This window comes from Paenibacillus sp. IHB B 3084 (genome assembly GCF_001447315.1).
In the GTDB taxonomy this organism is placed as follows: domain Bacteria; phylum Bacillota; class Bacilli; order Paenibacillales; family Paenibacillaceae; genus Paenibacillus.
This window is the reverse complement of sequence record NZ_CP013203.1, coordinates 3,827,115-3,851,088: the sequence shown is the minus strand read 5'-3', so window position 1 is coordinate 3,851,088 and position 23,974 is coordinate 3,827,115. Positions and strand designations below refer to the sequence as shown.

At 48.3% G+C, this 23,974-nt stretch carries 22 protein-coding genes and 1 riboswitch; of the genes, 6 read left to right on the top strand and 16 right to left on the bottom strand.

Annotated elements, in window-relative coordinates; genetic code table 11:
• Positions 1–20: 20 nt before the first annotated feature.
• Positions 21–1,355 (bottom strand): sensor histidine kinase, encoded by a 1,335-nt coding sequence (locus ASL14_RS18040; protein ID WP_223264020.1) that lies wholly within the window; start codon positions 1,353–1,355, stop codon positions 21–23.
• 149 nt (positions 1,356–1,504) lie between these two features.
• Between ASL14_RS18040 and ASL14_RS28195 the strand changes: the two genes are divergently transcribed.
• On the top strand, positions 1,505–1,621 hold the full coding sequence (locus ASL14_RS28195) for a YjcZ family sporulation protein (RefSeq protein WP_209440990.1): 117 nt from the start codon (positions 1,505–1,507) through the stop codon (positions 1,619–1,621).
• A 118-nt stretch (positions 1,622–1,739) separates the two neighbouring features.
• Here the strand turns inward: ASL14_RS28195 and ASL14_RS18035 are convergent, their stop codons facing one another.
• The 5 genes from ASL14_RS18035 to ASL14_RS18015 all read right to left on the bottom strand — a co-directional run bounded on the left by ASL14_RS18035 (position 1,740) and on the right by ASL14_RS18015 (position 6,555).
• On the bottom strand, positions 1,740–2,963 hold the full coding sequence (locus ASL14_RS18035; RefSeq protein ID WP_134912899.1) for an ABC transporter permease: 1,224 nt from the start codon (positions 2,961–2,963) through the stop codon (positions 1,740–1,742).
• A 2-nt stretch (positions 2,964–2,965) separates the two neighbouring features.
• A complete protein-coding gene (locus ASL14_RS18030) occupies positions 2,966–3,712 on the bottom strand; it encodes an ABC transporter ATP-binding protein (protein WP_134912897.1) in 747 nt (248 codons plus the stop codon).
• An 18-nt stretch (positions 3,713–3,730) separates the two neighbouring features.
• Positions 3,731–5,122: a DEAD/DEAH box helicase gene (locus tag ASL14_RS18025; RefSeq protein WP_134912895.1), complete on the bottom strand. Its 1,392-nt coding sequence runs from the start codon at positions 5,120–5,122 to the stop codon at positions 3,731–3,733.
• Between the two features lie 155 nt (positions 5,123–5,277).
• On the bottom strand, positions 5,278–6,057 hold the full coding sequence (locus ASL14_RS18020) for an SDR family NAD(P)-dependent oxidoreductase (protein WP_134912893.1): 780 nt from the start codon (positions 6,055–6,057) through the stop codon (positions 5,278–5,280).
• A 39-nt stretch (positions 6,058–6,096) separates the two neighbouring features.
• The gene (locus tag ASL14_RS18015) at positions 6,097–6,555 is read right to left on the bottom strand and encodes a chemotaxis protein CheX (protein WP_044645513.1); all 459 of its coding nucleotides are present in this window, start codon (positions 6,553–6,555) and stop codon (positions 6,097–6,099) included.
• 427 nt (positions 6,556–6,982) lie between these two features.
• Between ASL14_RS18015 and ASL14_RS18010 the strand changes: the two genes are divergently transcribed.
• From ASL14_RS18010 to ASL14_RS18000, 3 genes are all read left to right on the top strand, one after another.
• Positions 6,983–7,885, top strand: a complete 903-nt coding sequence (locus ASL14_RS18010) for a LysR family transcriptional regulator (protein WP_014277800.1) — start codon at positions 6,983–6,985, stop codon at positions 7,883–7,885.
• Positions 7,886–7,945: 60 nt separating this feature from the next.
• Entirely contained in the window at positions 7,946–8,755 is an 810-nt protein-coding gene (locus tag ASL14_RS18005) for a histidinol-phosphatase (protein WP_134912891.1), read from the top strand.
• Between the two features lie 102 nt (positions 8,756–8,857).
• Positions 8,858–9,598 (top strand): GTP pyrophosphokinase, encoded by a 741-nt coding sequence (locus ASL14_RS18000; protein ID WP_134912888.1) that lies wholly within the window; start codon positions 8,858–8,860, stop codon positions 9,596–9,598.
• 128 nt (positions 9,599–9,726) lie between these two features.
• On the opposite strand, the gene ASL14_RS28190 is transcribed toward ASL14_RS18000, so the two are convergent.
• Complete coding sequence (locus tag ASL14_RS28190) at positions 9,727–11,307, bottom strand: Cof-type HAD-IIB family hydrolase (protein WP_237171582.1); 1,581 nt, start codon at positions 11,305–11,307, stop codon at positions 9,727–9,729.
• Positions 11,308–11,501: 194 nt separating this feature from the next.
• Between ASL14_RS28190 and ASL14_RS17985 the strand changes: the two genes are divergently transcribed.
• Entirely contained in the window at positions 11,502–12,389 is an 888-nt protein-coding gene (locus tag ASL14_RS17985) for an NAD(P)H-binding protein (protein WP_134912886.1), read from the top strand.
• 182 nt (positions 12,390–12,571) lie between these two features.
• On the opposite strand, the gene ASL14_RS17980 is transcribed toward ASL14_RS17985, so the two are convergent.
• From ASL14_RS17980 to ASL14_RS17950, 7 genes are all read right to left on the bottom strand, one after another.
• The gene (locus ASL14_RS17980; protein ID WP_134912884.1) at positions 12,572–13,198 is read right to left on the bottom strand and encodes a GNAT family N-acetyltransferase; all 627 of its coding nucleotides are present in this window, start codon (positions 13,196–13,198) and stop codon (positions 12,572–12,574) included.
• A 52-nt stretch (positions 13,199–13,250) separates the two neighbouring features.
• Positions 13,251–13,991 (bottom strand): metallophosphoesterase family protein, encoded by a 741-nt coding sequence (locus tag ASL14_RS17975; RefSeq protein ID WP_134912882.1) that lies wholly within the window; start codon positions 13,989–13,991, stop codon positions 13,251–13,253.
• 97 nt (positions 13,992–14,088) lie between these two features.
• Positions 14,089–15,033: a metallophosphoesterase gene (locus ASL14_RS17970; RefSeq protein WP_134912880.1), complete on the bottom strand. Its 945-nt coding sequence runs from the start codon at positions 15,031–15,033 to the stop codon at positions 14,089–14,091.
• 80 nt (positions 15,034–15,113) lie between these two features.
• Positions 15,114–15,923, bottom strand: a complete 810-nt coding sequence (locus ASL14_RS17965) for an AAC(3) family N-acetyltransferase (RefSeq protein ID WP_134912878.1) — start codon at positions 15,921–15,923, stop codon at positions 15,114–15,116.
• Between the two features lie 173 nt (positions 15,924–16,096).
• The gene (sdhB, locus tag ASL14_RS17960) at positions 16,097–16,864 is read right to left on the bottom strand and encodes a succinate dehydrogenase iron-sulfur subunit (RefSeq protein ID WP_134912877.1); all 768 of its coding nucleotides are present in this window, start codon (positions 16,862–16,864) and stop codon (positions 16,097–16,099) included.
• Positions 16,865–16,894: 30 nt separating this feature from the next.
• Positions 16,895–18,640, bottom strand: a complete 1,746-nt coding sequence (gene sdhA / locus ASL14_RS17955) for a succinate dehydrogenase flavoprotein subunit (protein WP_025685428.1) — start codon at positions 18,638–18,640, stop codon at positions 16,895–16,897.
• A 52-nt stretch (positions 18,641–18,692) separates the two neighbouring features.
• Complete coding sequence (locus ASL14_RS17950) at positions 18,693–19,367, bottom strand: succinate dehydrogenase cytochrome b558 subunit (RefSeq protein ID WP_134912875.1); 675 nt, start codon at positions 19,365–19,367, stop codon at positions 18,693–18,695.
• A gap of 226 nt (positions 19,368–19,593) precedes the next feature.
• Between ASL14_RS17950 and ASL14_RS17945 the strand changes: the two genes are divergently transcribed.
• Positions 19,594–20,499, top strand: coding sequence for a LysR family transcriptional regulator (locus tag ASL14_RS17945; protein ID WP_134912873.1), 906 nt, complete (start codon positions 19,594–19,596; stop codon positions 20,497–20,499).
• A 6-nt stretch (positions 20,500–20,505) separates the two neighbouring features.
• On the opposite strand, the gene ASL14_RS17940 is transcribed toward ASL14_RS17945, so the two are convergent.
• Positions 20,506–21,183 carry a potassium channel family protein gene (locus tag ASL14_RS17940; RefSeq protein ID WP_134912871.1) on the bottom strand — a complete coding sequence of 226 codons (678 nt, stop codon included), beginning with the start codon at positions 21,181–21,183 and terminating at the stop codon, positions 20,506–20,508.
• Between the two features lie 18 nt (positions 21,184–21,201).
• Positions 21,202–22,542 carry a TrkH family potassium uptake protein gene (locus ASL14_RS17935; protein ID WP_134912869.1) on the bottom strand — a complete coding sequence of 447 codons (1,341 nt, stop codon included), beginning with the start codon at positions 22,540–22,542 and terminating at the stop codon, positions 21,202–21,204.
• A 557-nt stretch (positions 22,543–23,099) separates the two neighbouring features.
• Positions 23,100–23,249: riboswitch (cyclic di-AMP (ydaO/yuaA leader) on the bottom strand.
• Positions 23,250–23,974 lie beyond the last annotated feature (725 nt).

Sequence of the window (23,974 nt, the reverse complement as noted above, 5' to 3'; positions counted from 1 at the left end):
TCATTCACAACTCAAAGCACTTATCCCTCAGCAGCCAGCAAAGATTGTTGTGCCAGCGGCAGCAAAATGATAACCTCCGTACCCGCTCCCGGCTCGCTCTCATACCGTATACTGCCGTTCATCGCTTCAATCATACGAAAAGAGACTGCCGTTCCCAGCCCTGTCCCTACTTCTTTGGTCGAAAAAAACAAAGTGCCTACCCGTTCCAGATGTTCCGGGCTCATGCCTTTTCCAGTATCCTTGATATTCAGACATGCCTTCTCTTCCTGAACTGCCAGCTTTATGTATACCTTGCCTCCATCTTCCGCAGCCTCAATCGCATTTTTCGTGATATGAATTAGCGCCTGCAACAGTTGATTACGATCCGTATGTAGATATATTTCATTCCTCAGCTCCGTCTGCATTCTTACGCCTTGCTTGGCCGCCATCGGTTTCAGGAGCAGAACAATCTGTTGAACCATACCGGACAGATCCATCAGCTCCGTCTTCCCAATCTGCGGCTTGGATAAATTCAAATAGTCGCTAATGATTCTTTCAGCCCGATCCACCTCCGCCAGCGCCAACGCCATATATCTGCGGTTTTTTCCTTCCAGCCCTGACTGGGCCATTTGCAGGAACCCTTTTACGACCGTCAACGGATTACGAACTTCGTGAGCCATGGAAGCGGCCAGTTCCCCTAACGTATTGAGACGTTCAGCATATTTGATCTTTTTTCTCATCTCTTCCCGTTCGAGACTAAACTCCATCCAGCAAGAGGCAGCTCCGATACTTAGAAATTGAATTATAGCAAACCAAAGGACCCCCTTGATCAGCTCGACTTCATCCTCGTCCAGTCTGCCGTTGGCCCAGGAATGCATCATAAGAATAACCAGCATGATCACATTCATCCACACACTCATGAGCATGTTTATCAACACTCGGGCCAGCATGCCTTTGAGCTGCATAAATTTTTTTCTCACCAAGAGAGGTACGAGATAACATAACAGCATGCTAATCAGCCCCACTCCGATGGAATCAGGTCCAACATAAATGCGGGCCATCATCATGAGTGTTATATTCACCAGTCCTGCTCCGGGACCAAAATATAAAACGGAGAGGATCAGCGGAACATATCGGAGATCCCAAAACAAGCCGTACCAGCTATACGAGAAAATAAGACAAAGCACAGAAGAGATACCCAGCACCCCTCCCATGAGCAATGGGGTCTGTTTCATATGTCGATAATCCGATAAAGCGCTGTACACCAGCAAGGGTACAAAAACCAGAAATATATTCACGAGCAGCTTGTCTGCCAGCATCTCGTCGTTCCCACTTTCCAAGTAATAATGATTACATACTTCTTCTATTCTCGACAAAACGTGGCTTTTCCTCTCTATCCCCCCATATCCGCTGAAAAAAACAAGGCGCTCCGGCAATCCACCTCCATGTTGGCCCACGCAATCCGAAAATCCGTTTCATAATATACGGTGTATCCTACATCACAATGACCGAGAGGAGAATGATCATGGGAGCAGAAGAAACAAGAGGCGGTTACGGTGGTTTCGGAGCATTCACAAGCACAGGAACGATTCTGGTACTGTTCATTTTGTTAGTAATCATCAGCAAAACGATATTTATTTAAGCAGAATGACATCTGCGCCCACGGCTGACCCATAGCAGTACCCACGCAAAAAGGCTACTCTGCAAACAGCGCTTGCTGCTTATGGAATAGCCTTTGTTTTTACTTTATACACACAGGATCAAACTTCTTCCTCATCTTGACCGTCCAGACGCCATTTTTTCGCCTGAGTGCCTCGTACCAAGTATACCACCAGCACTCCACCAGCCAGCGTAAGCAGCGTGGAAATTAGCCCTTCAGTTCCTCTCAACATAAAAGGAAGCCACAGGACGACCGCAACCGGCAACAGCAGCCGGACAACAAAGTCCAGAAAAGACGCACGGCGGGTATGGGCAGGAAGCGGATAGAGCTGAAGCCATAGCGAATCCTTGTGGTACTGCCTTAGCGAAGTAATCTGCACGCCGATCAGGAATATAAAAAATAAATACACAGCGATACCGATCCAGCTCGTATGCATGATCCATATAATCAACAGGCCAAGGATACCCAGCCGTATGACCATCCCCACAGGCTCTGTGCGCACAAAGGTCTTGAACAGCAGGTAACGATAAGCTCCCTTTTTGTCCCACGGTATGTTACCACCCAACCAAGACAACCAGCGACGCGGAGTCACTCTCTGCGTAAGGGCCGGCACATCAACAAACCAGCCCAAAGTACGCATCACACGGGCAGCCTGAATGCCTTCTGTACGGATCAGGTTTTCCCATGCCACCAGCAGCTTGACCGGAAAACGCAGGACAAGCACGTACACCACACCCACCAGCACGATAAACGGCAAGCTGCGCAGCGGAGGCTGCCACAGCCATGCGGCTACCAGCAGCACTGCCAGCGCCCAGCGAAGCAGACGATACCCCATGCTTGCGCCGCGCGATACCATGCGCAGCTCCTGCCAGCCGCCATAGCTGAACAGCAGCTTCAGCAGCACGAACAGCAGTATGGTCAGCAGCAGTGGCTTAGGCGCAGTATCGCTGCGGATATACAGCGGCCACGCGATCACTAGCAGCAACAGCAGGCCGAATATTTTATACACCACGCCACGGATACGGCTGGACTTAAAATATTGGTGCATCGCATGCTCCTGCGGGCGCAGGAAGACGATATCGGCTTCATTCAAATACGTACGGAAGCTTACATGAGCGACCGGAATGGCTACAATGAGCATAATCCAGCGGATGGGCAAATCCGGCGGGATATGCATAATCAGTGACGTGTACCACGCGGCAAAGGCAATCAGCGCAAAGCCGAAGACGACCGCCAGGCCGCTCTGAATGACATAGCCGAGATAAGGCAGCACTTGTCCCCAGAACGCAACACGTCTTTCTTTATGCAAGCGTTGCAAATCCATGCTCATTCCCTGTCCTGTACCAGCTCATAAAATGCATCTTCCAGCGGCATGCCCGGCTTACCCGCCTGTGCTGTCACTTCGTCCAGCGTACCCTGTGCAATGATGGCACCCTGATGAAGCACAATGAAACGATCACAATAATTTTCAATCGTGGACAAAATATGAGAACTGAGCAAAATGGACGAGCCCGAGCGCTTCATTTCCAGCATAAAATCAAGCAGGGAACGAATACCGAGCGGGTCCAGACCCAAAAATGGCTCATCAATGACATATAGCGGCGGTCCCGCCAAAAATGCGCACATAATCATCACTTTCTGGCGCATCCCTTTGGAGAGATGCATCGACATGCTTCCGCTCTTATCCCGCATACGGAACAAGTCCAGCATTTGGTCACTGCGGGTGCGGAAATCAGCTTCACTGACTCCATACGCTCTGGCGGTGAATTCCATATGCTCTATCACGGTCATTTCGGGATACAGCTCTGGAGACTCGGGTACAAAAGCAATGGCTCCCTGATACTGCTCGGGATTTTCCGCCTGCTTATGTCCCTGCACGCGGATTTCTCCCGCCTGCGGTGTCATCAGTCCCAAAATATGCTTCATCGTCGTACTTTTCCCGGCTCCGTTCAGACCGATCAGCCCCACCATTTCGCCCGGCTTTACATCCAGAGAAATCTGGTGCAGCACCGGGCGCTTGGCGCTGTATCCGCCTGTCAGTCCATTAATTTGCAATACAGGCTGTTGTTCCATGGCTCCCCCTCTTCTCACTTATCCGTTCGGTTTTGACCCTTTTTCCTTCAGCCATCTTGGTGCTCCCTTGTTTTTACGATCACGCTCGCGCTGCGCTTTCCCTGCTTTGGACAAAGCTGCTCCTTTGCCCTTACCTGGAGCCGAGCCATTTGCCGTAGTTCTGCCAGGACGACCGTTCTCACCGCGTGCAGGTGCCTTGCGGCTTTCCGTGGCTGCTCCGTCAGAAGTGGCTCTGGCTTCGGATGGCCTTACAGGCGCACGCTTGGCATCCACCGGACGCGGCACGACAACCCGCCCTCCGTGCAACGCACGCTCTGCAATGTCGATGCCCAGTTCACGGGAAAACTTACGCATGATGAATGTTTCGCGGTCGGTAACAACCGACGCAACCAATCCTTTGCGCCCCATTCGTCCGGTCCGTCCCGCACGGTGAACATAAGCCTGACTGTCCGTAGCCGGATCAAAATGGATCACCATTTCCAGTCCCTCAATATCCAGACCACGGGCTGCCACATCGGAAGCAATCAGCACCTTGAGCTTGTCCGCACGAAACTGGGCCAGCACGTTGGTACGTGTAACTTTGTCCGCATCACCGTACAGGGATGCTGTAGTCAGTCCCATATGCTTGAGCTTGGCCTCAATCTCCCCGATAGCATTGGTGGTATTGACGAACACCAGCGCTTTTCTCGGATTAAAATGACGCACCAGTCGGCGCAGCATGTCCACCTTATCCCGTTCTTCGGATACAAAGTAATAGTGCTCCAGACCGCTGGCCGTCTTCTGGTCGGGATCAATCCCGATTTCCACGTAATCCTTCATTTCCCGCTTGGCCAGCGCTTGAATTTCGTCGTTCAGCGTTGCGGACAAAAATACTAACTGACGGTCACGCTGGGCGGTGCCCAGGATGTTCGTGACATCGCCTGCTCCGCCGAGCTGGAACATCTGATCCACCTCGTCGATGACGATGGTTGTAATGTTGTGCATTTTCAGCTTCTTGGAAGCGATAAGTTCTCGTACACGTCCCGGTGTGCCGACCACAAGCTGCGGATGGTCCTTCAGCTTCTCGATCTGGCGCTTGACTGCCGCTCCACCGATCAGGCCGAGCACACGGATGCCGCGATGCTCCCCATAACGCTGACCTTCGCGTACAATTTGCATCGCCAGCTCCTGACTGGGAGCCAGGATCAGCTTTTGTGTAGCCTTTTTCTGTGGATCAATGGCTTGTAGTAATGGCAGCAAATAAGCCAGCGTCTTCCCTGTGCCGGTCTGCGAACGAGCCAGTACATGCCTGCCCTTCATCATTTCTGGTATAGCCTGCGCCTGAACCGGCGAAGGCTGCGTAATCTCATGCTCAGCCAGCTTGGTCAACAGGTCTTGTTCAATGCCGAGCGATTCAAAATTCAATGTCATGAAAAGGTCCAACCCCTATACGTAAATTCGTTACTCTCCATTATATGCGAAAATAGCCCTGCAACCAAATGCAGATATTTAGTCCCGCCCTCCTTTGCTACGAAATAACAAAAAAAAGACGTCCCTCCACCATCACATGGTTTGCGGGACATCCTTTATTTTTTGTTCATCACGCCATGGCCCAGTCTGTCAGTCAGTCTGGGAGCAAGCTGGTACAGCTTGAGAAAAGGAGATATCCACCGTGGCAGATTAACCTCCTCCTTGCGAAGCTCCATCGCTCTCACGATGTGCTGCGCCACCTTGTCCGCCTTTAGCATAAACCAGCCTACATTACGGACATATCCGCCCGAAGGATCAGCGAGGTCAAAAAATGGTGTGTCGATCGGTCCAGGATTAATCGTCGTTACCGTAACTCCGCTCCCGCGCAGCTCCTGCCGAAGCGCATTGCTGAACCCTAGCAGCGCATGCTTCGTTGCTGTGTAGGAGGACGATTTGGCTGTCCCGATTTTGCCGGCCATGGATGCCACATTGACGATCTGGCCTGTACCTCTTGCCGTCATTTGCGGCAGAAATGCCTTAATACAGCGGACAGCGCCCATATAGTTCACATCCATCATTTGTTCAAACTCTGTCAGGTCTGTCCCATGAAAATTCTCAAACTTCCCGTAACCTGCGTTGTTGAGCAAAATATCGACCCGTCCGTACTGCTCCATCACACGGGCAGCCACGGCCTCTACCTGCTCCTGACGAGTGACATCCAGAGGGATCAGCTCATGCCTGCCGCTAATTCCCGCCGACACTTGCTCCAACCGTTCCTGCGAACGCGCTGTCAAAATAGGAATCGCGCCCTTTTCGCTCAGCAACTGTGCGCAAAGGGCGCCAATTCCACTGGATGCCCCTGTAATGACAACCACCTTGTTTTGCAATGTACTCATGGCCATCCCTCCATATTAAAGAAACCTGCTTCTTTAATATTAAGAGATCATCACCTGAATATCCAGCTCACCAATCCCTTCCATCGTAAGCGGAATATAAAGGGCACGCTGAGGTACGAAAGAGGTCAAGTTTTCCGACTTCATGACCTGCGGAGGCGTAATGTCGACTACAATCCCCTGATTGGACAAAATCGTGCTGGCATTACCGCTGATCATATTGCCCAATTCCGAAATGGCGCTTTTGCCCATCTCATCAATTTCAGTCAAAACGAATCCGCCCATCATCGCCGAAACCATGCGCAACGCTACCTGTTCATTCAGACCGAACACAATATTTCCGCTAAGCTGTCCGGTCATCCCGATCATAATCCAGATGTGGTCGTCCACCAGCTCGACATTTTTCACACCAAGATCGCCGGGTGAAGGAGATACTTGGATCAATTGTTCAATGACCCGCCGCGCCGACTCCAAAAAAGGATTTATCACTTCTGCCTTCACGATCCTTGCGCCCCTTTACGATGGGCTTTTAGACACACAACAAAAGTCCCATTTTAATTAGAATTTTATTTTTCAAAATGATGCATAACGAATCAACCTTCAGTAAAATACTCTCTCTATCACTTATCGACAGCTATCTAGCAATTTTTTATAGCCGAATCACAAAAAATGTGAATAATGTCCTATTCCATCACTTTCCATCGAATTCAAATGGGTTATTTTTGAAGTATAGCAGGACTTTAGTCTTTATTTTCCAATATACCATACTTCACGGTGTTCTGCTTCGATTCATTGCCCTTCCCGCTCGAATAACCTATAATTTAATGAAATAAGCATAACGATGGTTTTACATATGCACATGTGGATTTGTGAAAAATCCTCAGGCTGTACTGCTGCGACAGAATTAAGAAAAGAGAGGAGGAACTTCATGAACATCAGTCAACTTGAAACACTTATCATGATTTCCAAAACGATGAGCTTCCGCAAAGCCGGAGAACTTCTCAATTTGACGCAGCCGGCGGTATCCGCCCAAATCAAAAGTCTGGAGGACGAGTTCAAGACCATTCTGATCGACCGCAACCAACCCGTCACCCTGACCGACCGAGGGGCTGTTTTTTTGGAACATGCAGAGCGGATCTTGAGTGTTGTCGAGGAACTACGGCAAAAATTGTACGATCTGAACGAAACGCCGCAGGGTCATATTGCGCTGGGCACTACGACGTCTATCGCCATTCAAATTTTACCGCGTGTACTTTCCTACTTTCAGGATCAATTCCCGCTCATCAAAACCTCCATTCAATCCATGGCTTCCTCCATGATTTATCAACAGGTGGAAAACGGGCTTATTGATGTTGGCATCGGTTACTTGATCGAACGTAATCCAAATTTGAGCACTTCGATTTTGTATTACGATTCCTTTGAGCTTGTCGTATCGCCCACTCATCCGCTGGCCTCCCAACCGCATGCTACCATTGAAGCCCTTCGGGAAATTCCACTTATTCTGCTCTCACCCGATACGGTAGGACGAAAATTCGTGGACGATGTATTTAAAAAACACCAAATTGTGCCTCATGTCGTGATCGAATTGTCCAGCAGCGAGGAAGTCAAACGGATGGTCGAGATCAATCTGGGCGCTGCCATTATATCCAGGCTGTCGGTCACTCCCGAGCTACGTGCGGGTACATTGAAAATGATCCAGATTACCGAGCTGGAGGTTAGCCATCCGGTGGGAGTCATTTATAAATCCGGCCGATATCTGAACTCCGCCATGCAGCAGTTTCTAAGCGATCTAAAGGGTATGCCGGAAACCAATTTTATCAGTTCTGAATAGCGCACTCCGCTAGAAACACCATACGAAATACAAACCTTAAATACGAGAGGACGACATCCTATGAAATTTGATCTGCACACCCATCATTTCCGCTGCGGTCATGCAGACGGCAATATTCGGGACTATATCGAAGCAGGTATTCAGTCCGGTTTACAGGCAATTGGTATTTCAGACCACTCCCCCTTCTTATGCAGCGAGCAGGATCAGGCTTTTCCGAAAATTTATATGGCGAAATCACAGCTTGCCGAGTACGTAGAAGAGGTACAGCAGCTACAGAAGGAATACGAAGGCCGTATTGACGTACTGCTCGGATTGGAAACAGATTATTTTCCTGATTTTGCAGAACTGTACCGTTCCACCCTGGCCCCTTATCCGTTCGACTACCTCATTGGTTCGATCCACAACGTTGAGGGAGACAGCATTTTTAATCGCAGTCGTTGGAATGACGTAAGTGATGCACGCAAAATCGAGGTCAAACAAGCTTACTATGCGCTCATTCAGGAATCTGCGCGGAGCGGTATGTTTCAGATTTTGGGTCATATCGACGCGATGAAGGGGAATTTCCCGGCTTTCTCAGATATTCCTGCCGATGAAGCAATTGATGAAACCTTGAAAGTGATTGCAGAATCCGGTGTTGCCATTGAAATTAACACATCAGGCAAAACCAAGCTCAGTGGTGGATGGTATCCGTCGGCCTCCATATTGGAAAGAGCGCATCATTTTGGCGTAGAGGTCACTTTTGGTTCAGATGCCCATAAACCTGCTCGGGTAGGCGATGATTGGGACGAAGTGAAGGCGATGCTGAAGGATATTGGCTTCCACGAATGGGTTTATTTTAAACAAAAACGTAAAATTCCAGTACCGCTTTAAAATTTGTTTAGGGTGGGATTTGCCGCTCCGCTGCCAACCACCTTAAACCGTACGGCTCCATTATTTTAAATAAACGACATCTATGTGTGAGGAGAATTACATATGTATCCGGAAGACCCGATGGACAAGATCAAAAAACTAAAGCACGATATCACGCGTTTTATGCTGATCTATAAATTTGCGCTCGACGAGATGGAAACCAAGATTGAAATACTAAAGCAGGAATTTCAGGCGTTGCACGATTATAGCCCTATTGAGCATACCAAATCGCGCCTCAAATCCCCTGAGAGCATCATGAACAAAATGTTTCGTAAAAATAGCGAGCTTTCCCTTGCTGCCGTCAAGGATCACATTAAGGATATCGCGGGACTACGCATTACCTGCTCTTTTATTTCGGACATTTATGATGTAAGTGACATGTTACAGAGACAAAGTGATTTGAAGGTGCTGGAGGTCAAGGATTACATCAAAAATCCCAAACCAAACGGCTACCAAAGTCTGCATTTGCTGATCCAGGTTCCTGTATTCATGTCCGACTGTCAGGAGTTGGTCTGCGTGGAGGTACAAATTCGGACCATTGCGATGGATTTCTGGGCCAGTCTGGAGCATAAAATCTTTTATAAATACAACCAGTCCGTACCTGAAAGCCTGACACGCGAATTAAAAAATGCGGCAGATTCAGCCAATGCGCTTGACCTCCAAATGGAACGTCTCCACCGAGAAATTAAAGAGATTAAAGACGCCCAAGGTGAAGACGACTCTATTGAAGAGCTTCGGAAGATTATCATTAATAATCAGCAATTTTCGGTGCCAGCCAACTTTTTGAAGCTGCTCGGGGAGTAATTGGACAGACTTCGTTGGTGATCCACCGCTACGCGAATGATTTGATCTTACGATCGCTGTTGCAACGGGATTCTCAGGATGGTATAAGCCCTTTAAAGGGTAGAATCCCATTGCAAAGGCGAACGCCTTTAGCTGATGACGTTCTCTTCTAAACTCAAACTTAATCCTTCTTCATCATTGCTGGAGGTCACTTGGTTCGCATACTTTTTAACTTCGTCAGGCGCATTCCCCATTGCGATGCCCAGCCCAGCGAATTTCAGCATATCAATATCATTGAAATTGTCACCGATTGCCAGGATTTCTTCCTTTTTAAAACCATAACGGCTGATTATCTGCTGAATTGCTTTAGATTTAGATGCATCTCCAGACATAATTTCCAGATAAGTGTCTTTTGATTTGTAGATGGTTAGAACGGCGTTGTCTTTCTTTAATACTTCTTCAAGCTCTTCGATTTCTTCAGACGGACCCATACAGAGAATTTTATGCATTTCAGGGTTTGTGTTTATGAAGGTTTTAAGGTTCGCCTGAGTAGGCTGAGCCCCTGTGATATTTTGCTCTTGAACAATCCATTCGTTTTGTGGATTTTCAACAATCCATTGATCATGGCTGTAGATGTTAATATGAATGTTTGAGAATTTGCTTTTTACAGCCTCATAAATGCCAATAACATTCTCTTGAGGCAAGCCTTTGCTGAAAATAGTGGTATTACTCCTACAGTCTATTACCAGAGAACCACTGTAGCAAATAATGGGTGAATCGATTTCCAATTCTTTTTGGAGTGGCAAGATTCCACTTGGCATTCTAGCAGAAACAAGGACAAATGGTACACCCAGGTTTGTTGCTTTTTGGACTGCAAGCTTTGTTTTCTCGGTTATCACATGATTTGAATTAATTAAAGTCCCGTCTATGTCACTGAAAACTGCTTTTATCTTTGTCATATTAGCCCCCTCGAAGTAATCTTTAACTGCCTTCCCTTCATTAATAAGTCTGATCTCAATGTTATTTTCCTCAAAATTCCTTTTAAAGCTATCTGGTGGCTTTTCATTTGTAATGATCATGTCAATATCACTAAAATTAACACCCTTATAGGAGCTGATTTGATTGAATTTCCGTGAATCCGCCAACAGAATAACCTCTTTTGATCGTTTTGCTACTAAATCTTTGATGACCGCATCTTCAAAATTCGAAAAATAGATGCCATCCTTTAAAATACCAGCTGCACCAAGAAAAACTTTATCAAAGTAAATATCATTTAACTGAGATGCCACATTAACATCGAAAAAAAAGCGATTTTCAGGATTAAACTTTCCACCCAGCAGGCATATATCGACCTCATTGTTGTTAGATAGTGCTTCTGCATTATCAAGGGAATGAGTATAAACTGTAGAGCTTGTATTGAGATGATCACAAAGAAATTTCACTGTCGTTGAGACGTCCAGAAAACAAAGGTCACCTTTGTTGATATAAGAGGCAGCTATTTTTCCAATTTTATATTTATCTTCCGAAGAAGCATGGACTCTTTCCTTATATGCTTTTATTTTGTCTTTAAACTGAGGTAAAGCAATACCTCCATGGGTTCGTATCGCAGCACCTTCATCCACTAATTTAATGAAATCCCGCCGGGCAGTGTCTCTGGAAATACCGAGCATATCGCATATCTCCTGATTCGAAATCATCTTTTCTTCTTGAAGCCTCTCAAGAATTTTCACTAACCTTTCTTCTTGATAAATAAGTATCACCTCCATAAATCAATTATAAGCATTATTGCACGATTTGTTAAGTGATATTAAGCATTTTTTTGTAAGTAGTATGTACTTATCTATTTATCGCATCGTATCCTTTGCATCCTTGTTTTCGTCTACCTTAATATAATGAAAACAAGTCCATAAGGAGTGATTCATGAATGAGAAAGATACTTGTATTAGGTGGAACGCGATTTTTTGGCAAAAGGCTGGTGGAACGTCTGCTGGAGGACTCTGAGAACAACGTTACGATCCTTACACGAGGTCAAACAAGCGATTCGTTCGGTGACCGTGTCCAACGGATTATTGCAGATCGTAACGATGCGGAAGCGCTGGCTGAGGCGGTAGGTGAGCAGGTTTGGGATGTTGTCTACGATAATATTTGCTTTTCTCCAGATGAAGCCAGAGAAGCGTGCCGCATTTTTGATGCTAAAGCCAAACGGTATATTCTGACCTCCAGCTTATCCGTCTACGATCCAAGTCCGGAAGTGCTGACCGAGAGTGTCTTCGCCCCCCAGGCTTACCTGGTTCGCAAAGGCGGCAAGGACGATTTTACATATCAGGAGGCTAAACGGCAGGCAGAAGCGGTTTTCATGCAACAAGCTACGTTCCCGGTTGCCGCTGTTCGTTTTTCGATTGTATTAGGAACAGATGATTATACGAGAAGACTTTATTTTCATATTGAGCATGTTCGTGATGGAATAAAAATCGGCATACCGAATCCGGCAGCGCACATCTCGTTTATCCGTTCTGACGAAGCCGCAGATTTTCTGCTTTGGCTTGGTCAATCTCATTTGACAGGACCCGTAAATGCTTGCTCGGACGGTACTGTGAAGATTGGAGAACTCATTTCCACCATTGAACAGTTAACTGGAAAACAGGCCGTGATTCAAGAAAAAACAGCCGACGAGCATATGTCTCCATTTGATATTACACAATCGTGGTACATGGATACAACTAAAGCCCGATCAGTGGGGTACTCCTTTCTTTCCCTGACCGAATGGCTTCCTGAGCTGATAAACGACCTGAACCGTACCTATGAATCATAATAGTAACTTGTAAATCGCACGTAGCTACAATAAAAACAAGACAAAAAAAGAGGACCCGAATCATCGGGTCCCAGCAACATATATTATTCAAAAGGGGGTCATGTCTGTATTGTACCCGTCCTGTGTTAGAGTTGTTTTGCAGTTATATTTCATCTCTGTAACAAAATATTCCACTACCGTTTCTACGCATAATCCCCTTGGGTAATCGAGAACACCAATACACTCGGCACTTCTCCTGAATGATCATAGGCACTGATTGTGCGCAGTAGGCGCATCTTATTTTTGATCAGCACACGCACGGAAGCCTGATTATCCTCTTGGCAACGACCTTCGATCCGCTTGAGCTCTAAAGCACCAAAACCAAATCTCAGCATTTCCTCCACGACCTCTGTAGCCAGCCCCTGTCCCCAGAAAGGACGGTCCAAAATATAGCCTAGCTGCGCCTCACCCGCTTTTTCATTCCATTGCTGAAAAGAAGCGATACCCAGCAGCGGCGAGTGGCTGCGTTCATTAGGTTCATGGAGTTCGTTGAGTTGGCCGGGTTCGTTGTTTGCTGCTGTATTTCCCCCATGCCATTCCACCGCAAAATGCAGGGAATCCAGAGAATCCGCAGCTACTCTGATTTGCGCTACCAGACGCCGCATCCGCGCATCGACTGGCTTGCGAATCCGGTTCACATACCGGATAACCAATGGATCGGACAGCATCCGTTCCAGCGCGGAGTAATCCCCCGCTTGTAGCTGGCGCAACCGGACACGGTCGGTGTAAAGCTCCGGCAGCCCTGAACGAAGCATTTCTCTGGTCAGCACAATGATCCCTCCTGCGGATGGATTGGCTTTTTGCAGCGAATAGGTTGCACAATCAATCCAGGTCCTGAATTCCCCGGTAAATGCCTGTGCGCAGCTCACGGATATAATACGGCAAAGAAGGTACGCCGGCTTCCTCTGCCTGTTTTACCGCCAGTTCTATATCGTAAGGCACACGTACAAATTGAATGGAAAAAGGTGCAGGCGTATCTTCTCCCAGGTTTCCCTCCAAAATGCAGTAAGAAGCCTGCGTTACATCCAGCGGATTCCCCACACTGCCGACATTAAAAAGCGTCTTGCCCTGGAAATGCTGAATAAAGGCATTATGCACATCTCCATACCCTACAACATCCGGGGCAAAAGCGGCTTTGCCATTTTCCTCAGCCAACGGGTCGAACATGGCGAGTCTTTTCTCCGGTTCATCCCATGGCTGCACGCGATGATATACACTTTGCGGCGAAGCATGCAAAAGCCGGATAAGGCGTCCGCTCATCCTGAAATCATAATGAAACGGCAACTGTGCCAAATATTGTAGCCGTTCTGTGCCCAAGCGCTCGGCTTGCCAGCTAAAATTGAGATCATCCGTAATGCTAACCAGCTCATCCCAATTGCCCCGCACGACCACCTCGCAACGTTGACGGACAGCCTCCAGAACCTCGCAAGGGCTAGGCCCTTTGCCGATCAGATCCCCCAAACAAAACACACGACTAATTCCTCGGGAAGCAATATCCTCCAGCACCGCCTCGCAGGCAGGCCAATTGCCATGTATATCTGAAATGACAGCAATACGATCCATCTGAATATCACTCCTTTGTCCGAAACAGCTACACACTACACTAAACCCTTTTTATGTAGTTACAAGCCCATACTGATGAAAGTAAATATATAATAGCCTATTGACCGGATTTCAGTGTAATGACACTCAGCTCTGGCCTGCATAGCACACGAATCGGCAGATGGGTCATGCCAATGCCCCTGCTGACATACAGCGGCATCCTGTCGCTCCCCACATAAAATAATCCCTGAATGTACTTGCGTCCACCCGGAGGCGGCATCGGCGCCCCAATGACAGGCAAGCGCACCTGTCCTCCATGTGTATGTCCCGACAGTTGAAGATCAAAGGACATTCGCGCCGCCACATCCGCATAATCCGGCTCATGCATAAGCAGCAGCTTGCACATTTCATCAGACAGTCCGTGTATGGCACGCCGCGGATTGGGCTTGCCCATAATGTCATCCTCTAACCCAACAATCGCCACACGCTGCCCGGCTCGCTCTACAATCGCGTGTTCATTTCTCAGCAACGTAAACCCGGTTTTTGGATATAGCTCCTGTACCCCGGCTGGTAAACCTCTATAATCGTGATTGCCGAGAATGGCGAATTTACCGAGTGTGGCGTGCATCGAAGCCATGACCGGAACAGCGGCTTTCATAGATACGGCATAATCATCTACAATATCACCTGTAAAACAAAGCAAATCCGGTTCCAGTCCTGCAATCCGGTCTGCAAGCTCCCGCAGGTCCTGCTCATCCATGTGAAAGCCCAAGTGTACATCACTAAAATGTACGACTCTGATACCGTCAAAAGCCGACGGCAGACGGGGCAAAGATAGCGTAAAACGTGTAATCTCCAAATGATTAGGCTCCCATAAGGAAGCGTACCCTCCGGTTAAAAGCGCGGTTCCGGCTGTCGCTAAAGCGGCTTTTTTCAAAAAACGGCGGCGCGAAGGATTGGCTGGCTCATTTGAAATGGAACGCCGCGAAGAACCGGGAGGGATAGCGGCCTCATCGTGTGGGCCATCCTGACTCTCGCGGCGGGTTTGCGGCGTCTTCTCCATATGCGTGCCTCCTTGCTATCTATTCAACTATTGTACAGTTTAGATATCTCATGGTTCAAATATCTCATGCTTTTAGCCCTCTAGCGGTTGGTGGCTAACCATCGTTCTGCATAGTCTACCAAATCACGCTGCCTCGCTAAAAAACACGATGCATCCCCGATGTTCACCCGCGTAAAGGCTGTGGGACGATCCCACTCAAAATCAAGCCCCAGCTTGTCAAAATCATCCGAGGATATATTAAAATTCTGGAAAGATACCCATGCCCTCTCCCCGTTCACCATCATCGGGGCCTGCTGGGTCGTTTCTTCACGTCCATTGTACGTAATACGGTATTCCGCCAAATGAAAGGACGTGTTGCTGTCATGTCCGCAGCCCAGCAACAGCACATAGGCGTCTGTCTCATATAGCTTCGCCAGTGGCGATTGTTCACCCAGCCCGAAATCAAGCTCATGCCCTTCCAGCAAGTGTGAGGCTGCAGGTCCACGGGCCGCAAACGAAACATGCGGGTGTCCGCTGCGCAGTGTTCCCGGCAGGCCACGAAACGTTTCCACAATAATACCCATCCCTCCGGTCAGCGTCCAGGCCGGATCATAGGCGGGCATTTCCTCGCGTACAAGTTCCCACCATGACTCATCCAGAGGCGGGTTCATCCATGTCGACGGATCGGTCAGATCATGGGACTGCGTCGGCGTGACCAGCGTTCCTTCCGGGCCAATCGCATCGGTTAATGCCAAAAGAATCGCAGAGGCCCCGCCCGGAACAAAACTGCCAAAGCTGCGCATCGACGAGTGCACAAGCAACGTCATGCCTTTTTGAACCCCCAGCTTCTTTAATCCCTTCAGCACATCCGACCCGGTAACGGGCCGACGCGTCATCGGTTGTACAGTCACCTGTCCAGCCTCCTTTTCTCCAAAAACGATACACAATACCATAATTATACCATAACTGCTGCCCCACTCTCCTCCCTCCATGGTAACTCCTATCTGTCCTGAGCACAAAAAAACAGGCTTTCTCCGGTTCAGGAAAAAAGCCTGTTTTAGTATAAAGCATTCACTGTCTAGTGCTATACGGTCAACCAGCGCTTGAACATATGCTTGGTCGTTTGCTTGTTCATTTCGGCAATGGAGGTTGTCAACGGAATGCCCTTCGGGCAGGAACGTACGCAGTTTTGCGAGTTACCGCAGCCCTCCAGCCCGTCGTCCGTCATCAACGCATCCAGCCGCTCCTCCTGATTCATTTCCCCAGTTGGATGACTATTGAACAGACGAACCTGAGATATCGCCGCAGGTCCAATGAATGTCGTTTTCTCGTTAACATTCGGGCAAGCCTCCAGGCAGACACCGCAGGTCATGCACTTGGACAGCTCATACGCCCATTGACGCTTCTTCTCTGCCATTCTGGGGCCGGGGCCCAGATCGTAGGTACCGTCAATCGGAATCCACGCTTTGACCTTCTTGAGCGCGTTAAACATCCGGCTGCGGTCGATGACCAAATCCCGTACAACCGGAAACGTGCTCATTGGCGCAATGGTAATCGGTTGCTCCAGCTTATCGACGAGCGCTGCACAAGCCTGACGCGGCTTGCCGTTAATCACCATAGAGCAGGCTCCGCACACTTCCTCCAGGCAGTTCGACTCCCAGCATACCGGGGCCGTCTCTTTACCATGGCTGTCCACCGGGTTACGCTGAATCTCCATCAACGCACTGATTACATTCATCCCCGGTCGATAAGCCAACTCAAATTCTTCCGTATATGGATTCGCATTAGGTTCATCCTGACGGGTCACAACGAACTTTACGGTTTTATTCGATTTCACTGCTTGCTCCGACATCTCATACACTCCCTTCTGTATCTTCCTTAATTACTTGTTCTTGGAGTAATCCCGAATACGCGGCTTGATCAGCGAAACGTCCACCGCTTCGTACGAGATTTGCGGTCCTTCCGGTGTCCAGTCCGCAATCGTTGTTTTCAGGAAATCCTCATCGTTACGGTCCGGGAAGTCCGGTTTGTAGTGGGCTCCACGGCTTTCGTTACGCAGCAGCGCCCCTTTGGTCATGGCCTCAGCCAATTCCATCATATTCCACAACTGACGTGTGAACGCCGCACCCGCATTGTTCCAGCGTGAAGCATCATTAATATTAATGTTGGAATAACGCTCCTTCAGCTCCTTGATCTTGTGGATCGTAGCTTCCAGCTTGTCATTATAACGAACCACGGTCATGTTGTTCGTCATCCACTCGCCCAGCTCTTTGTGAAGGACATAGGCATTTTCTTTCCCGTCCATATGCAAAATACGCTCATACTTCTCCGTCTGCTGGTTGACCGCCGCATCGAACACGGAGGAAGCTATATCCTGTGCGGATTTTTTCAAGCCTTTGATATATTCCACAGCCTTCGGTCCAGCCACCATACCGCCATAAATGGCTGACAGCAGCGAGTTGGCACCCAAACGGTTCGCACCGTGATACTGGAATTCACATTCTCCGGCAGCAAACAGCCCCGGAATATTCGTCATCTGATTGTAATCGACCCACATGCCGCCCATCGAATAATGCACAGCCGGGAAGATTTTCATTGGTATTTTACGCGGATCGTCACCGACGAATTTTTCATAAATTTCAATAATACCGCCCAGCTTCACGTCCAGCTCTTTCGGGTCCTTATGGGACAGATCGAGGTACACCATGTTCTCGCCATTAATGCCGAGCCCATCATCGACGCATACACTGAATATTTCACGTGTCGCAATATCACGAGGGACCAGATTTCCATAAGCAGGATACTTTTCTTCGAGGAAATACCACGGCTTGCCGTCCTTGTACGTCCAAATACGGCCGCCCTCTCCCCGTGCCGACTCGGACATCAGACGCAGCTTGTCATCCCCAGGAATAGCCGTCGGATGAATCTGGATAAACTCGCCGTTGGCATAGCGTACGCCCTGCTGATATACCGCCCCGGCAGCCGTACCGGTATTAATCACGGAATTCGTGGTTTTACCGAAAATAATGCCAGGTCCGCCCGATGCCAAAATAACTGCATCCGCTGCAAAAGTCTTCACTTCCATCGTGCGCAAATCCTGCGCACAGATGCCGCGACAGATACTCTCATCATCCAGTACAGCCTGTAAAAACTCCCAGTTTTCATACTTGGTCACCAAACCTTCGGATTCCCAGCGTCGTACCTGCTCATCAAGTGCGTACAGAAGCTGCTGCCCTGTCGTCGCTCCGGCAAAGGCTGTCCGATGATGCTGCGTACCGCCGAAGCGGCGGAAATCCAGGAGTCCTTCCGGTGTCCGGTTAAACATGACACCCATGCGGTCCATGAGATGGATAATGCCCGGAGCCGCTTCGCACATCGCTTTTACCGGGGGCTGATTGGCCAGAAAGTCACCGCCATAGACCGAATCGTCAAAGTGAATCCAGGGCGAGTCGCCTTCACCCTTCGTATTCACCGCGCCGTTGATGCCGCCTTGAGCACAAACGGAGTGGGACCTTTTGACCGGAACCAAAGAAAATAAATGAACGTGAACTCCTGCCTCTGCCGCCTTGATCGTAGCCATTAGACCCGCAAGACCGCCGCCCACGACAATAATGTTGGATGCTGCCATTTCTGCTCACTCCTTTTTTTCAGGATTTTATTTTATCGTTTGAATACCTCGTTTACAGTAGCTGTTGAATTGCGTTGCATTGTACCCATGCGGTTGCTGTTTCCTGAAATTCCGCGCTGCGGAATGCCAACAGGGAAGCGATGAAGCCGATGGATATAACCACGAACAAGGTCATGCAGATATAGGAAGATACTTTTTGCGCACGTGGTCCCACCGTAATTCCCCAACTGACCATAAATGCCCATAGTCCGTTAGCAAAGTGAAAGGATGCCGAAACGACACTGATTAAATAAAGGATAAAATAGACCGGATTCGTCACAATGCCATGCATCACGCCGCCTAGCTCCTCATGTGTTACATTACCCAGAGCCACCTGAAAACGTGTATCGTATACGTGCCAGATAATGAACACGAACGTAATTACACCGGAAATGCGCTGAAACAGAAAGCGCCAGTTACGCGAATAGCCAAAACGTTTGACATTCGGATCAGCCTGGTAAGCGATATACAAGCCATAGATTCCATGGAACAACAATGGCAAGTAAATAAATAACGTTTCAAGCACAATAACAAGCGGCAGACCATTCAGGAAGGCCACGCTGCGATTGAACCCTTCCTTGCCGCCCTCCACCGCTGTGAAGTTGGTCACCAAATGCTCTACAAAAAACAGAGCCAGCGGGATGACGCCAAGAAGCGAGTGCAGCTTTCTGGAATAAAATCCTCTCATCTAGGTAATGCTCCCTTCTCCCAATAATAGCGTTTTCAATAGTAATATAACATATAATATGACAGTTTCCGACAGGAAATGTCCAACAAGGTGTTCCTTAAAAGGGAAAACAAAGGTGTGAACATCTTGTGTCGCTTTCATGTTACTCCTTTTCAGCTTATAATGGAATTGCAATATACGTATTAATTGTTATGTCTTTTTTGCATATAGAGAGGAAGTGGATGATTTGTTTGAGGATTTGAACGCTTTTGCCGTCATTGTTGAGCAATCCAGCCTGAATAAAGCCTCCAAGCTGCTTAATCTGTCCCAGCCCGCCCTGTCCCGCAAAATTGCCAAGCTGGAGGAGGATCTGGGCGTAAACCTCTTTGATCGACGGGGCAAACGACTTGAAATTACGTCGACAGGCCGATTTGTATATACCTTCGCACTGGAGCAGCGGCAGCGCCAGCTTCGCTTTTTACAAAAGCTGTCCCAGCACAAAAATGAAGCCCAGAGTATGCTCATCCTTGGTGCAAGTCTGACGACACTCCAAACGACACTGCCTACTCTTGTTGAAGCTTTCATGAGCAAGCATCCCCAAACCGAGCTGAAACTGCTCACAGGCAAAACCCATGAAATCGTCGCTTTTGTACGCGACAAAAAAGCAGACGCCGGTATTGTCGGGTCTGCCATTCATGAGGCCGGCTTGCGTTGCATTCCACTGTTTGACGATCATTTGGAGCTAGTCGTTCCGATCGGACATGAATTAACGATGAAGACGGGAACCGCTTCGATGAAAGACCTGCAAGGATTGCCAATGATTATTTTTTCCAAAGGAACCTGGTACCGCAGTCTGACCGATGACCTGTTCCAGCGCAGCGGCATCATGCCAGATATCCGTATGGAAATTGACTCGTTCGAGGCGATTGTGCGCCTGCTGCCGACCTGCAAGGCTTCCGCATTGCTGCCCAAATCCTACTTGCGCAGCGAGCTGCTGCGGGATAATGGGCTAACGGCGCTGTACTTGCCTGATTTGAAGGAGACACGGCGCACCACCTCCCTTATCTACTCGGAGACGACCGATCTGGGGCCGACAGCACGGCGCTGGATCAGCGAGACACGTGCATCGTTTGCGGGCTATCGTATGGTGTAGAGGAGATCAGCCTTCCTCGTTCACGTTAACAACCTCGTCCTCGAAGCGGCCGATATTGTCATTGGAGCCGATGATAACCATAATATCGTCCGCTTTTAGCCGATCCATCGCTGTGGGTGCAATCAGGATACCGTTCGCCGTATGAAGCGCTACGATGCTACAACCAAAGCGAGTGCGGGCATTCAGCTCAGATAGCGTTTTGCCATGCAGACATGCAGGAACGTTGAGTTCCACAATTCTGTATTCCTTGGACAGCTCCAAATAATCAAGCAAGTTAGGCGTAACCAGTTGGTGCGCAACCCGTATCCCCATATCCCGCTCGGGATAAATGACCCGGTCCACACCGAGCTTTTCCAACGCCCGTCCGTGCAGCACAGAAATCGCTTTGGCAACGACTTTGCTCACACCCAGCTCTTTTAGCAAAATGGCAGCCAGGATGCTAACCTGAATATCATTACCAATCGCAACAATGCCGCAATCGAAATTGCGAATGCCTAGCGATCGTAACGAATCCTCGTCTGTAGCGTCCGCTACGATGGTATGCGTCAACAGCTCACTCATGCTATCCACAATATCCTCATTCTGGTCAATGCCAAGCACCTCGCATCCCATATCTACCAATTGCAAAGCCAGGTTTGAGCCAAAGCGTCCCAAACCAATAACCACAAACTGCTGCGTTTTCATATCTACTCGAAAACTCCCTTATCCTATAATCATTTTGCCTTCCGGATGACGATATAATTCCTTACCCTTTTTCGGAGTCAGTGCATAAGCCAGTGTGAGCGGACCCAATCTGCCGGCAAACATCGTCAGGGTAATGACCAGCTTGCCTATAACCGTCAAATCAGATGTTAGTCCCATGGACAATCCCACCGTACCAAATGCAGACACCGTCTCGAACAATATCATCAGAAAATGATGATCCTCGGTTGCCGACAAAATCATCGTCACCCCAATGACAAACAGCAGCCCCAGCAGTGTAATGGTCAAAGCCTTGTAAATTCGTCCCTGCGCAAGTCTGTACCTGAACAGCACAATATCTTCCCGCCCTCGCAGCATCGAAATCACCGCTCCAATGAGCAGGGCGAATGTTGTGGTCTTAATCCCGCCTCCAGTGGAGCCAGGGGAAGCCCCAATAAACATGAGTATGATGATAAAAAACTGCGTAGCCTGTCGTAAGCCTGCAATATCCAGCGTATTGGCACCTGCGGTGCGGGGCGTTACGGATTGGAATAAAGATCCCAGCAGCTTTCCACCCCAATCCAGCGAGCCCAGTGTCTTCGGATTGGTAAACTCAAATACAAAGATGACAAGCGTGCCGACTACAATCAGAGCAGCCGTCATGCTGAGTACCACCTTGGTATGCAAGGACAGTCTCTTTCGCTTGCGGTATTCCACCAGATCGGACATGACCACAAAGCCGATGCCACCCGAAATAATCAGAAACATAGCCGTAAAATTAACAATCGGATCATATACATAACCTGTCAGGCTGCGAAAGTGACCAAATAAATCAAAGCCTGCATTGTTAAACATCGAAATCGCATGCCAAATCCCAAAATAAATCGCCCTGCCTACGGGCATGTCAAAGGACCAACGAACCGAGAATATCGTAGCGCATACGCCTTCAATAACCAGTGAGTACAGTAATACCTTACGGATTAACCCGACAATTCCCTCTACAGAAGTCTGATTCATCGCTTCCTGCAAAATGAGACGCTCCCGCAAGGAAATACGACGCTTGAACACCAGCGCAATCAAGGTAGCCATCGTCATAAAGCCAAGACCGCCGATCTGGATCAGCGCAACGATGACAACTTGACCAAAAGTGGTAAAGAAGGTGCCAGTATCCTTAACAACAAGACCTGTTACACAGGTTGCGGAGGCGGCTGTAAACAAAGCGTCTATAAATGCAAGCGGCTTTCCCGTTGTATTGGAAATCGGCAGCATTAACAACAAGCTACCTATAAGAATGATAATGGCAAAGCCCACAACGAATATCTGCGGTGGAGAAAGCCGAAGCCATCTTGCATTGGGATTCATCTATTTATCACTGCTCCTACTTGGTGAATTATGAGCATGGAGACGCTCCGGGTGCAGATTGTTCTTCCGATTGCTGTTACCCCCGGATTTTTTTCTGATTTTATAAGCCCTTTTAATGGTTAAAATCCGGTGGTAAAGGCAAACGCTGGCGCTTCTTCAGAACAATTCTGCCCCCTCCGCTACTGCCAGCTCATAAAATCACCAATCTCTTTTCAGTTTCTTTAGTCCGTTTCTTTTAGAGAAAACAGAAAAGTATCCGCAAAGCGGGATACTTATACCTTTTAATATCTCACTACACTCATACCTCACCAAATCATAACACTTGGATGACTTTAAGGCGGGCAGCAGCGCAGCGGTCCATTGAATCTGGAGAAGCGGTAGCGCTCGCCTTTGTCTCTGAATTTTAACCTTATCAGGGTTTATCTAATCCAATAAAATTCAGAGACAACAGCGATCGGAAGATCAAATGGAGCGCGAAGCGGACTTAACTCAGCAACGTTTTAATTATCCAACTTTTATTCGCACAAAAAAAGACACCGGAAATCCGAGTGCCTGACTTGGTTCCTGCTCACAGCCTACGAGGTTAGCTGACGGATTCGGGCTGCACAGTATGCCCTATTCACACTTCCGGTCCGGGACCGGCTGTAAAATTCACCCCAGTAACATGGTTCCCCCGTTTTCCTATGGAAATTCGGCTCAAATGTATATCGTTACCTATATATTTCATATGCATTGTCTCAACAGATTATAATCCTTCTATATACAGAGCACAAAACCGATTTCTTCGAAATAACGTTAAATTAGCGGTAATTTGAGAATAGTCCACCTTTAATCGCAGCTTATCTTATTTTATTGAAACTTTATAGTGCTTTGACTCCATTTTCATGAATATCCTAGGTCTGTTGGCGGGAACCTGTGCAGTATGATATCTTTAATGGATGTTCTTATTTACAGATTAAGGAGGAAACTCATGAATCCTATCGGGAAACCGGTCGTGCTCACGGCCAACTTCAAAAGATTAGGCTTGCTGGGCGGGATTGGCCTGATTTGCTTTTTGTCTTTCAATTGCTTATTCCCTCGTTTAGTAATCCGAATCCGGAAGCACTGACGAATGCCAAGGTCATCAGCAAGCAGGAAGCAGTCATACACGCGCTGGACTTCGCCCGCTCCGAGCTGGGCTATACCGAATCGCAGCCGGAAAAGCCTGTCGTGACCTATCAGGCTGAAACGGACCTGTACGGTTATTTATCCAGAGAAAAGCTGCTTCAACAGTATGACCGTACATGGAAAAAAAGTTATCCTTACGAAACCTTCCGGGTCGATTTACCGGAACCTTCTTCCAAAAGCAAAGTGCAAGTTCATGTGGATTTGTCCACAGGCAAAGTCGTCAGCTTTAAACGAATTACCTCCAGCACCAGTTACACACAAGCTG